14 protein-coding genes are annotated in these 12,473 nt (G+C 39.7%); all 14 read right to left on the bottom strand.

Annotation, left to right across the window (positions count from 1 at the left end):
• Nucleotides 1-61: 61 nt before the first annotated feature.
• The 14 genes from MKX47_RS05460 to deoC all read right to left on the bottom strand — a co-directional run bounded on the left by MKX47_RS05460 (nucleotide 62) and on the right by deoC (nucleotide 12,378).
• Nucleotides 62-1,252, bottom strand: coding sequence for a CapA family protein (locus MKX47_RS05460; RefSeq protein WP_340772027.1), 1,191 nt, complete (start codon nucleotides 1,250-1,252; stop codon nucleotides 62-64).
• Nucleotides 1,253-1,370: 118 nt separating this feature from the next.
• Nucleotides 1,371-2,285, bottom strand: coding sequence for a GTPase Era (gene era / locus MKX47_RS05455; protein ID WP_340772023.1), 915 nt, complete (start codon nucleotides 2,283-2,285; stop codon nucleotides 1,371-1,373).
• Complete coding sequence (locus MKX47_RS05450; protein ID WP_340772021.1) at nucleotides 2,272-2,679, bottom strand: cytidine deaminase; 408 nt, start codon at nucleotides 2,677-2,679, stop codon at nucleotides 2,272-2,274. The genes era and MKX47_RS05450 overlap by 14 nt, the downstream gene beginning before the upstream one ends.
• 36 nt (nucleotides 2,680-2,715) lie before the next feature.
• Nucleotides 2,716-3,066, bottom strand: coding sequence for a diacylglycerol kinase family protein (locus MKX47_RS05445; protein WP_340772020.1), 351 nt, complete (start codon nucleotides 3,064-3,066; stop codon nucleotides 2,716-2,718).
• Nucleotides 3,053-3,538 (bottom strand): rRNA maturation RNase YbeY, encoded by a 486-nt coding sequence (gene ybeY / locus MKX47_RS05440; protein ID WP_340772018.1) that lies wholly within the window; start codon nucleotides 3,536-3,538, stop codon nucleotides 3,053-3,055. Before ybeY ends, MKX47_RS05445 begins: the two co-directional genes overlap by 14 nt.
• Nucleotides 3,539-3,556: 18 nt before the next feature.
• Entirely contained in the window at nucleotides 3,557-5,662 is a 2,106-nt protein-coding gene (locus MKX47_RS05435; RefSeq protein WP_340772015.1) for an HD family phosphohydrolase, read from the bottom strand.
• A 226-nt stretch (nucleotides 5,663-5,888) separates the two neighbouring features.
• Nucleotides 5,889-6,848: a PhoH family protein gene (locus MKX47_RS05430; protein WP_340772013.1), complete on the bottom strand. Its 960-nt coding sequence runs from the start codon at nucleotides 6,846-6,848 to the stop codon at nucleotides 5,889-5,891.
• A gap of 2 nt (nucleotides 6,849-6,850) precedes the next feature.
• Nucleotides 6,851-7,954 carry a sporulation protein YqfD gene (locus MKX47_RS05425; protein WP_340772009.1) on the bottom strand — a complete coding sequence of 368 codons (1,104 nt, stop codon included), beginning with the start codon at nucleotides 7,952-7,954 and terminating at the stop codon, nucleotides 6,851-6,853.
• Nucleotides 7,951-8,184, bottom strand: a complete 234-nt coding sequence (locus tag MKX47_RS05420; RefSeq protein ID WP_340772006.1) for an RNA methyltransferase — start codon at nucleotides 8,182-8,184, stop codon at nucleotides 7,951-7,953. Before MKX47_RS05420 ends, MKX47_RS05425 begins: the two co-directional genes overlap by 4 nt.
• Nucleotides 8,185-8,308: 124 nt before the next feature.
• Nucleotides 8,309-8,782, bottom strand: a complete 474-nt coding sequence (locus MKX47_RS05415) for a hypothetical protein (RefSeq protein ID WP_340772004.1) — start codon at nucleotides 8,780-8,782, stop codon at nucleotides 8,309-8,311.
• Between the two features lie 23 nt (nucleotides 8,783-8,805).
• Complete coding sequence (floA, locus tag MKX47_RS05410) at nucleotides 8,806-9,807, bottom strand: flotillin-like protein FloA (RefSeq protein ID WP_340772002.1); 1,002 nt, start codon at nucleotides 9,805-9,807, stop codon at nucleotides 8,806-8,808.
• A gap of 20 nt (nucleotides 9,808-9,827) precedes the next feature.
• Nucleotides 9,828-11,144: an NfeD family protein gene (locus MKX47_RS05405; RefSeq protein WP_340771999.1), complete on the bottom strand. Its 1,317-nt coding sequence runs from the start codon at nucleotides 11,142-11,144 to the stop codon at nucleotides 9,828-9,830.
• A 281-nt stretch (nucleotides 11,145-11,425) separates the two neighbouring features.
• A complete protein-coding gene (gene rpsU, locus MKX47_RS05400; protein WP_004227078.1) occupies nucleotides 11,426-11,599 on the bottom strand; it encodes a 30S ribosomal protein S21 in 174 nt (57 codons plus the stop codon).
• Nucleotides 11,600-11,709: 110 nt separating this feature from the next.
• Nucleotides 11,710-12,378, bottom strand: a complete 669-nt coding sequence (deoC, locus tag MKX47_RS05395; RefSeq protein ID WP_340771997.1) for a deoxyribose-phosphate aldolase — start codon at nucleotides 12,376-12,378, stop codon at nucleotides 11,710-11,712.
• Between the last annotated feature and the right edge of the window lie 95 nt (nucleotides 12,379-12,473).

Genomic DNA, 12,473 nt, shown 5'->3' with positions numbered 1-12,473 from the left:
AGCTTGTTTTCAAACGATTCCCATTGCGTAAGTCCGACTCCATAACAGTCGCCAAAAGGGCTTAATAGACATTTACATCAGGGCCTACTACCTTTCTCACCCACCCCAAACTTTTCACTGAACGTGCCTCAACATCCTTTAATGGATACACGCGGTACACACCATCAGCATCTAATAAGACGGATGTTGCATCAAGCCTTGGACTACGAAGTGTAACGACATCGCCTTCCTTTGAAATTTCCATACTCGCAATCCCGCCAATCATGGAATTAGGCACCGTTAAAATAGTTGAAAAATAGTTCCCAAGCGAATAAAAGACGTGGGTTTCATGCTGTGACGCACTGATCCATTTTTCGTAGGGCTGTAATACATGTGGATGTGTGCCAAATACGATATCCACGCCAGCCTCATTTAACAGTTTGGCATATGTGCGCTGATAATCATTTTCTTCATACACATATTCCGAACCCCAGTGCATCGAAACGACCAGCACATCGACTTCTGGACGAAGCGCTTCAATATCTACCTTCATCTTAGCTTCATCGATATAATTTACACTAAACGGAGAGCCTTTCGGTAAATACAAGCCGTTTGTACCATACGTATACGCAAGCATACCTATTTTAATCGAGCCGACTTCAATAATGCGATGTGTATTTTTATCTTCTTGATTTTTATAAGCGCCAACGTAAGGCATTTGTTGTGCTTCCAAGTTTTCAAATAAAGTTCGGACACCGCCTTCTCCCTTATCAACCGTATGATTATTAGCGACCGTGACCATATCTACACCCGCATTTTGAAGATCACGTAAAATATGCGGGGGACTTGAAAATTGGGGATAGCCACTTAGCGCATATTTATTGCCTACAGGGAGTGACTCCTGATTGGCGAGTAAATAATCATAGCTTTGCATCAGTGGTGCGACAGCAGCAAAAGAAGACGTAAAATCCTTATACTGTGCCAAACGATAATGCAACAGCACATCGCCCGTCATTGCCAATCGCATTGTCTCCTTTGTTACTACTGGTTTTGGTTCTAGTTCTGGTTCTGGCATCGGTTCTGGCTCTATCGTCGGCGGTGGCACCACTTCATTTGAAATTTCCTTTTTAACCACTACCGACTCAGACAGATCATTCATTTGCCCTTCTACGGCCAGTATTTCTTGCCCATTATCCACCGTCATGACAACGAATACTAACACAGAAAGGGAAACGATCCACAGACCTAATAAAAATTGATTTAGCTTATTCAACTTCTCACCTACCCTTTTTGTAAGATATTCCCTATTAAATAGTACCAAATGTAAATCTTAATTCAATATAAAAAGCAGATGTAGTCCTTTATATGACACATCTGCTAAAACGATTTTATTAATATTCGTCTTCTCTAAAGCCAAAGTCGCGTAAATGCGTATGCTTATTACGCCAATCTTTTTGTACTTTTACCCAAAGCTCTAAATAAACTTTTGAGCCAAGTAGCATTTCGATATCTTTACGTGCCTGTGAGCCTACTTCTTTTAGTAAAGCACCGCGCTTCCCAATTACGATTCCTTTTTGCGAATCACGCTCTACCATAATCGTCGCTTGCACATGAATCATGTGTTCCTTTTCCTCATGTGGCTTAATACGATCAATAACAACAGCGATTGAATGCGGAATTTCTTCGCGTGTTAAATGTAAGACTTTTTCACGAATGAGCTCTGAGATGATAAAGCGCTCTGGGTGGTCTGTCACTTGGTCTGCAGGGTAATACTGCGGCCCTTCAGGTAAGTATTTCTCGATTGTTGTTAATAAGCTTTCTACATTATTGCCTTGTAATGCTGAAATCGGAATAATTTCCGCAAAATTAAATTTGTCTTTATACGATGCAATAATGTTGATTAACTCATCTGGGTGTACTAAATCAATTTTATTAATAATTAGAAATACCGGCGTTTTATTGCCTTCTAATAAATCAATGATGAACTCATCACCTTTACCAATTGCTTGCTCTGCATTGACCATAAACATAATGACATCAACTTCTTTAAGTGCGTTACGTGATGTTTTTAGCATGAATTCGCCTAGCTTATGCTTTGGTTTGTGAATCCCTGGTGTATCAATGAAAATTGTTTGTGAATGGTCTTGCGTTAATACGCCTTGTACTTTATTACGCGTTGTTTGTGGTTTGTCTGACATAATCGCGATTTTTTGCCCGATGACACGGTTTAAAAATGTGGATTTGCCGACATTTGGACGACCAACAATCGAAACAAAGCCCGATTTGTATCCTTTAGTTTCCTGCATATTTCATATCCTCCGTTGTAAACGCGCCCGGAATGAGCTCGCCCACAGTTGTTTGTTGTATGTCGCCATTCATATTTGTTAAATATACAGGCATATCTGGTGCGCAAAATTCGCTCATCACTTGACGGCAAGCCCCACATGGTGAGCATGGACCTGGTGTGTCTGCCACTACCGCAAGTGCTTTAAATTTTACATTACCTTCTGATACTGCTTTAAAAAATGCGGTACGCTCTGCACAGTTTGTCATACTATACCCGGCATTTTCGATATTACAGCCTTGATAAACTTTACCGTCCTCAGCAAGTAACGCTGCACCAACCTTAAATTTTGAGTAAGGCACATAGGCAAATTCACGCGCTAATTTCGATTGTTCAATCAATTGCTCCATTGTCATAAAAGATGGCTCCTTCCGCCAGTTCAAATAATTTAGTTAAAACCATTTTGGTAAAAATATGAGTAGTCCGATTATAACACTTGCCACAGCAAAAACAAGCACAGCCCCAGCTGCGATGTCCTTTGCTTGCTTCGCTAACGGATGAATTTCCGGCGATGCAAGGTCCACTACTCGCTCAATGGCGCTATTGACCATTTCCGTACCAATAACGAGCGCCATCACCAAAATAAGGATGAGCCATTCTGTCGTGCTTAAGCCGGTATAAAATCCAGCGATGACAACGACAAGAGCACTCACTAAATGAAAGCGTAAATTTTGCTCCTTTGTCGCCGTAAATATGCCCTCAATAGCATAATTAAACGACTTAAAAAATTTACTGACGTTCATTCGTATCACGACCTAAGCCGTAAGATTCTAAAATTTCGTCCTGTTTACCGAACATCACTTTTTCATCTTCTGGCTCCATATGGTCATAACCTAATAGGTGTAAGAAGCCATGTACCGCTAAAAAGCCTAGCTCCCGTTCAAATGAATGACCAAAATCTTCTGCTTGTTCACGTGTACGATCTGTCGAAATAATAATATCCCCTAAAATTCGTGGAATGCCTTCACCGATAATTTGTACTTCCCCTTCGCCCATTTCCTCTAAAGCAAAAGAAATCACATCGGTTGGCTGATCTTTGTCACGGTATTGGCGGTTGATTTCGTGAATTGCTTCGTTCGTGACAAAAGTAATCGACACTTCAGAACCATCCTCAATACCTTCAATTTGTGCCGCGTGTTGTAGTAATTTTTCTACTAAATCAATATGTGCTTCTTGCACCTCATTCGTTTCATCTAAAAAATCGATTAATAACATGCTTGTCCCCTCCTACAACTATTTTGGATATTCAATTCGCGAGTGGAACGTCCCATTCAATGTCTCACATAATACATCTTCAATCATTTTTAATTCCTTTAATGAAATATCGCATTCATCAAATTGATCATCTTGTACACGGTCTTGAATAATCGACTGCACAAGCTTTTGAATTTTTTGCGCATTTGGCTCTTTCATCGAACGCACTGCTGCCTCTACACTATCCGCTACACTAATAATGGCCGCTTCCTTTGTTTGTGGCTTCGGTCCAGGGTAACGGAATGTATTTTCATCCAATTGTTTCCCTTCTTCTTTTGCTTTAAACAGGAAGAACTTTAGTAAGCTTGTCCCATGGTGCTGCAAGCAAATATCAATAATCTCTTGTGGCATTTTATATTTACGCAGTAGCTCTGCACCGTCTGTTGTATGCGCGATAATAATTTCCGCACTACTTTCAGGTGGTAATGAATCATGTGGGTTTGTGCCCATTTGATTTTCGATAAAAAACAGCGGTCTGCGCGTTTTCCCTACATCATGATAATAGCAACCAACACGCGCAAGCAAGCCATCCGCACCAATCGCCTCACATGCAGCCTCCGCTAAATTCGCGACCATAATACTATGATGATACGTACCCGGTGTTTCAGTTAATACTTTTTTCAATAATGGATGATTCGGGTTCGATAACTCAATTAGGCGCATCGTCGATAAAATGCCAAAGGCCGACTCAAAATACGGTAACAGCCCCATCGTTAGTGCACCAGATAATAGCCCTGAAATAATCGCCGCTGCAAGATAAAAGGAAATTTCTTTGAATTGATAGCCAGATTGCGACATCAATAAATAAAAGGCAATAAAGATCACATTTACGAGTGTAATAATTGCGACAGCCTGTAAAATATCCGAACGCTTTTCGAAGCTACGCATAAAGATTAATGCGGCAAAGCCACCAAATAAAATATACAGCGCCGCATCCATTTGTAACACCGCCGCATAGCCCTCATGGAAGATGATTCCCGCGGATGCTGCTGTAATGACCGTTACGATACTTGCGGCCTTTTCATTCGTTAAAATACGAACGAGCATTGTCGCCATCGCTGACGGGTAAATAAATGCCAACATGACATCAAAATTGGCTGCAATTAATCCAATAATCTTCATCGTCACAAGTGCAACCGCATAAACAATGACCGTCACAAATAAATCTTTTCGTTTTTTTGATACTTCTTTTTTTGAACGATCAAATAGTACAAATAAAAATGCCATTTGCAATAAAATTAAGAATAAAAGACCAATAATCGGCTTGATGGATACTTTATTGTCAAGCATGCCTAACAGCTCAAGCTGGCGATAAATTTCACGTGTAATAACTTCGCCCTCTTGTACAATAATTTGTCCCTGCAAAATCCGCGTCGGCTCTACTGCCTCACGTGCTTGCTGTTTGGCTACGACTGTTTTCTCTTCATCTAGAATTTCAGTTTCAACAACTGCTGCACGACCAACAATCACCGCAACACTCATTAAACTGTCTAAAATCGCTAGTTGCTGACGAATTTTACTTTCGATTTCATTGCGATACGTGATTAAATTTTCTTTACGTAACGGACGGTCTAAGTTGGCTTCTACTAAAGATGCTAGTGTGTCACGCGTCGCTTCAATTTGCTCCTTTGTTGCAGCTAATAGATTTTTTAGCTGTGCATCCGAAATGGTTAACGATTGCTGATTTTCAAATATCTTTTTAAAATCTTCACGCAATAAATCCACTTGCTCTTCCTGCGTGTACTCACCATTTTCTTCGATTTTCTTTTTTGCCTCTAACACAATATCAAAAATCGTCGTAACAAATGTGGCACGATGATTCGGTATATCCTCATCAAAAACATAAACAGGTTCAACAGCCTCTTCTGCATGTTCCTTATCTATTTCAGTTTTTGCCGTATCTTCAATTGTTTTCATTGAACGAATCGTTTCTGGCGATAATTCTGTCAACTGTATATCATATGTAACCCCACGTACATTTTCAACCATCAATGAAAATTGTAGGACAGCAGTTATTGATAAAACAATAATCAATAACGTACGAAAACTAATGAGCTGGATGAGCTTGTTTAATTTTTCTTTCATCATGCACCTCCATTTTTCTCTATCGTTATTATTCTAACAAATTTATTCCGCACTGTTGAAGAAAAGCGTGTATGTTTTTTAAATTATTGCATTCAGTGGTTGGAAGTCACTATCTTACTTAAAAATTAATCAGGACTTTTGTATCTGTCACTTTGTTTATCTTTCAAGAAAAGGCTACGGAGGCAAATTAAAAACCACCCAACTCATTTTGATTGGGTGGTTGATTTTATAACTCTTGTTCCGAGTAGGCTTGAATGACTTTTGCTACTAACGGGTGTCTTACCACATCACCCTGTTCTAAAATTTGGAAGTGGATATCTTTTACATACTTTAATGTACGCTCTGCAATTATTAAACCCGATTCCGTATTTTTCGGTAAATCAATTTGCGTTTTATCGCCTGTGATGACCATTTTCGAGCCAAAGCCTAATCGCGTTAAAAACATTTTCATTTGCTGATGTGTTGTGTTTTGCGCTTCATCTAAAATAACAAAAGCATCATCTAACGTACGACCGCGCATATATGCTAGCGGCGCAATTTCAATTGTCCCACGCTCAATAAGGCGCTGTGTTTGCTCCTGACCGTAAATATCATGGAGTGCGTCATATAACGGACGTAAATAAGGATCTACCTTTTCCTTTAGATCACCCGGTAAGAATCCGAGTGATTCCCCCGCTTCCACTGCTGGACGCGTTAAAATAATGCGCTTTACATGACCATTTTTCAAAGCCTGTGTTGCCATAACAACAGCTAAATATGTTTTCCCTGTACCTGCTGGGCCGATGCCAAAAATTAAATCCTTATGGCGAATCGCACGGATATATTCACGTTGTCCAATCGTTTTTGCACGAATGGGCTTGCCTTTTGTATTGCGCGCAATTTCTTCATCATAAAGCTCTGCATAATATTCAATCGTGCCTTTATTCGCCATTTCAATAGCCGTAGCGACGTCACGTTGGTCAATATTAATGTTTTTACGGATGACTTTCAACAACGCTTCTAATACGTCATAGGCATGCTTTTTATTTGCTTCATCTTCACCCGCGATTTGAATCACTTCACCGCGTGTAATGATTTGAACGCCGTACGTTTCTTCGATTAATGTTATATTTGCATCGGACATTCCCAATAGCATGACCGCTTCATTTGGATTGTCGATTTGAAGCTCAATATATTTTTGTGACATACTCATTCTCCTTGGTGAATTGGACGTGGTGTTGCAATATTTTCATTTACCAAATATAGGACTTTCCCCTTTACTGTATCATCATCAGCATAGACGTGCAAAAGTTTTTCCGATTTTATTGTAGATTTAAGTGGCAAGGATCGAATCATTTTTTCATGTAATAAGGGTAAAATTACTTTTTCAATATCATTTTCGCTAATGGTTTCTGTTTTTTTATGAAAGACACGTGATGGCGTATATGCAACAAGTGACTTCAATGGAGCTAGTGACATGCCATTCCAGCTCTCGACCAGTTGATTCCAATTAATCTCCAAATCCCAGTAAATTTCATCGAGCACCTGCATCTGTACCTTTTTTGGAATGGAAAATGTCGTTTCTAGCCAATAATCTGCATAAACCTCACCTTGTGCACCAACAACAAATACCTCGTCATCTCGCATTAACACACCTGATACTAATGTATCCCCTTTATAAACAGTCATATTCGGCTCTACTTTCCGAACACCGCGCTCAATATCAAAATGTGTTATTACACCACTATTCGATGCAATTAAATGTTGATTCATGCTTTGCTTTAGTGAGATCGTTTCCTTTGGTGCTAATTGTGGTGTGAGCGTCACGCTACTTCCCTGCTTTGTAATATGTACCCAAGAAAATTGTCGAAACTGTTCCATTAGCTGTTGGCGTAAATCCCGATCTGAATAAAATTGACGCTTTAACATTGGTAATGTTAAATTCATCTCACTTTGCAAATACTGGTCTATCTCGTCTGATAATTCTATTGTATCGGCATCCACCTCTACCCGCCAAATAAATTGCGCCAATAAAATCGGAACAATGATCAGTAGCAATAATCCAAAAAGTGTAGTCCCATCTCTTTGCAAAATTTTATGCGGTGACTTGTAGTGAATCGTTAATTTTACAGCATAGCGTTTTCGAATTTTCCGGACTGCCCGTAAATGCTGCACATCCATTTCGAACGATGCTTGCCCTTTTGAAAATGCTAGCTTGCGTATTGGAATATGCTGTGCTTTTAATTGTTGCAAAAACTTCGTAGCACGTTCATTTTGTTTTACCGAAATAATCACTATTTGATGATTCATCATGATATGCGCTCAATTACAAGTTTTTGTAAGGATTCACAGTCTAATAAAAACCCTGAATCAAATAAATGCTGCACATGGATTTTCTTCGCTTCAATTAATATGTGAAAACGATCTGTCTGACATGCATATTGTTGCTCAGAAATTTGTTCAAGCTCGTACATGCCATCAAATCGAAGCCGCTCAAATTGCTTCATCGTCAACATATTTGGTACTTCGAATAATTTTTTCAAAAAATTGCCCCCTTTATGCACTATATGCCGTGATGAAAAGGGACATGAGCATACATGACCGTTTTTGCTAGCCGTTTTAAAAAAGAGGCATCCTGGAAATCACTTTCCGGATGCCCCCCTGCTATTATTTTCGCCGCGCTTTAGGCGGTCCTAGTACTTCAGTCATAATGATTGCCTGCATAAGCTGTTTATTATTTTGTGGCACAATTTGTAGCCCTTCGGATTGTTGCTTGAGCTTTTCAACAATTGGACGCTCTGTCAACTTACGCGGAGATGCTGCCATTTTTGATCGTTCTTCAATTTTTGGCGTTGTAACTTCTTGTGGTAACACGACCTCAAGAGGTGGCTCCATCTTCTGCATAACCGGCTTTGATTTTTCATTTAACTGACCAAATACTTCATTCGCAAAGTCCTCCAATGTTCTTGGACGATCTTGTTGCTTTGGATCTAGTCGTGTTTCTTGCTTTCGAGGAGCAGGTTGACTGCTAAATGGCGGCATTTGATTTGTCGGCTTTTTATTAGGTTGCTGTTTTTGGTTTTTATCCTTAAATATTGAGCTAATAATACCGATAACAATTGCAATAATTAACGCTTCCATTTAGTGCTCACTCCCTTCCTCGATTATTTGTTTTTCGGATCTTGAGTGTCCGTATTTGAAGCTTTTGAAATCGAATCACGCATTGATGTATCCGCTTGAATATTTTTATAATTCATGTAATCCATAATGCCAAAGTTACCTGAACGCAATGCCTCTGCTAATGCCATTGGTACTTCCGCTTCTGCTTCTACTACTTTCGCCTTCATTTCCTGAACGCGTGCGACCATTTCCTGTTCATTGGCAACAGCCATTGCGCGACGCTCTTCTGCTTTTGCTTGAGCAATATTTTTATCAGCCTGTGCTTGCTCAATTTGTAATTCCGCACCGATGTTTTTACCGATATCAACGTCCGCGATATCGATAGATAAGATTTCAAACGCAGTACCCGAGTCTAATCCTTTTGCTAGCACCGTTTGAGAAATTAAATCTGGGTTTTCTAATACTTTTGAATGGGATTCCGAACTACCTAAAGTTGAGACAATCCCTTCACCAACACGGGCTACAATTGTTTCTTCACCCGCACCACCTACTAAACGATCTAGATTTGCACGAACTGTAATACGTGCCTTTGCCTTTACTTCAATCCCGTTCATTGCAACACCGGCAATAAATGGTGTTTCAATTACTTTTGGATTGACTGACATTTGTACAGCCTCTAAAACGTCACGTCCTGCTAAGTCAATCGCTGCCGCACGCTCAAAGCTTAATTCAATATTAGCACGGTGCGCAGCGATTAATGCATTGACAACGCGGTCAACATTACCACCCGCTAAATAGTGAGACTCTAATTGGTTGATGGATACTTCTATACCCGCCTTATGCGCTTTAATTAACGGATTCACGATACGTGAAGGAATTACGCGACGTAAGCGCATCCCGATTAATGTGAAAATACTTACTCTTACACCTGCTGCCAGTGCACTAATCCATAGTGCAACTGGAACAAATGTGAAGAAAACTGCTAAAATAAGAAAGACAATGACAATTCCAATGATTAACGATATTGCTCCTGCATCAAATGCCATACTATTTCTCCACCTTTTCTTTAAATTTCCCGCACAACAATGCGCGAGCCTTCAACTTTTATTACTTCTACTGTTTTTCCACCATCGACATAGCTGCCTTCTGTTACGACATCCAGACGCTCCCCATCAAGTACAATTGTACCAGAAGGACGTAAAGGCGTAATAGACTGTCCTCGCTTGCCGATTAATTCAATTCGGTTTGTATTGGATACATAGCCTTCTTCTGTTGTCGTCGCATCTCTTAATACGAGACGGTTGAACAGATGAAGCTTTTTCCCGAAGAATTTCATAAGTATCACCATTCCTATACCAGTAATAATCATTGCGATTAAAATCGAATAGGCCATATGGACAAAGCTTTCCCCTGCAAAAAGTAAACTCCCGATGATTAATACACCACCTATGATTCCAATAATCCCACCCGGAACAACCAGCTCGGCGACAATTAAAATCAAACCTATTACAAATAAAACCAATGTTTCATAGCCCGCAAATCCAGCAACCATATGTCCAAAGAAAAACATCCCTAACGCAGCTAGCCCCATTGTACCTGGAATTCCGAAGCCTGGTGAATACAATTCAACAACTAAACCAATGCTACCAATCGACAATAAGATTGGGACAATAATCGGATTGGTAATAAAACGCGCTAGCTTTTCAGCGAAGGTTTGTTCAACTTGCACAATGTCACTTTCAGCCAAATTTAATTCTTTTAGGAGCGCCTCAAATGACGAAACGGTTCCTTCTGAATACCCTACTTGTTCAGCCTCTTGTGCGGTTAAGGTTAGTAATTTGCCCGCTGGCTGATTTAGTTCTGGCAAATCAATTGTATCCACAACCATTGCCTGCGCATATTTTGGGTTTCGGTTGTTGTCCGAGCTTTGCGCAGCTGCTGTCATTTCCTTTAACCAGTAGCTTTCCACCTTCTCGCCAGCCGTATTACCTGATGTAACGATTGGCGCAGCAGATCCCATCGTTGCAGTAGGCATCATATAAATTTCATCGGCATGTAGTGCAATATATGCGCCAGCTGAAATCGCATTCGTATTAACAAAGGCGATGACAGGAATATCTGTGGAATCAATAAGTCTCCCGATTTCTACAGCAGCATCTATAGCACCACCCGGCGTATGCATATTGAGAATAATCGTATCGGCACCAGCATTTGTAGCTTCTTGAAAGCCACGTTTTAAATATTCATGCAGCCCCATTTCAATTTCATCATTCACAGATATTTCATAAACCGTTCCTTTGGCGAACGCTGTTATTGACGGAAAAACTATGACAAGTGACATGACCATCAGAAAAAGCCAGCTGACGATTTTTGTTCGTTTCATTTTTCATTCACCTCTCTTTAGCTTGGAATTTTATGTACAGTAACTATACGGGGCAAAAAGCAAAAAGTTTCAAAAAAATGTTTTTTGTTCGATGATTCAAAATTACAAGCTATTTATGCTGATTTCTCAATTATACGTGTTTTTCTATATTATAGCTGCATTCTCTGCTCAAATAATACAAATACCCCGCTAATTGCCTAAGCAACTGCGGGGTATATCATTGATCTGCTCAATTGAATCTGAAAATTGCGTGTTTTGAACGTAGGGTTTTTACAGGGAAATTACCACTTACGTTTACGTGCAGCTTCTGATTTCTTTTTACGTTTTACGCTAGGTTTTTCGTAGAACTCGCGCTTTCTAACTTCTTGAATTGTACCTGATTTTGATACAGTACGTTTGAAGCGACGAAGAGCATCTTCAAGCGATTCGTTTTTGCGAACGACAGTTTTTGACATCTCTCTTTCCCTCCCTCCGAACACACGTCAATACAACATTAACATCTAGCTAATGTGTACTAAAGTAGTATAACGTAAAGTTCTAAAAGAGTCAACAGAAACTATAACAATTAATAGTTAGAATTTGACTTTAATCCATTCATAATAGCAACACCCGAAGAAGCACCAATACGAGTTGCACCATTCTCAATCATTGCTTGCATATCTTCTAAACTACGAACGCCACCAGAAGCTTTTACACCAAGGTCTGGGCCTACTGTTTTACGCATTAATGCGATGTCTTCAGCTGTTGCGCCACCCGTTGAGAAACCAGTAGACGTTTTTACGAAATCAGCACCCGCTTCAACTGCTAATTCACATGCTTTTACCTTCTCCTCATTCGTCAATAGGCATGTTTCGATAATTACTTTTACAAGTGTACCATTTGCTGCATTTACTACCGCTTTAATGTCATCGCGAACTAAATCAAAGTTCCCTTCTTTTAAAGCACCAATATTAATGACCATATCAATTTCGCCAGCGCCATTTGCGATTGCATCTTTTGTTTCAAATGCCTTTACAGCCGAAGTATTCGCACCTAAAGGGAAGCCAATTACTGTACATACCTTTACTTCTGTACCAGCTAATTGCTGCGCGCTAAATTTCACCCAAGTTGGATTAACACATACAGATGCAAAGCTGTATTGTTTTGCTTCTGCACAAATTTGCTCTACTTGCTTTTGGGTAGATTCCGCCTTTAATAATGTGTGATCAATCATTGCTGCATAGTTTTGAGTCATATTGAATTACTCCCTTTACATTGTAATAGTTGTACGTACCTCTATAGTTTAGCACGATATTAAAAAGAGATAAATTATTAGACAACTTAATTTAT

It is taken from the genome of Solibacillus sp. FSL R7-0668 (assembly GCF_038006205.1).
Classification (GTDB): Bacteria; Bacillota; Bacilli; order Bacillales_A; family Planococcaceae; genus Solibacillus.
The sequence above is the reverse complement of the archived record's forward strand: the minus strand, read 5'-3'. Positions and strand labels throughout refer to the sequence as shown.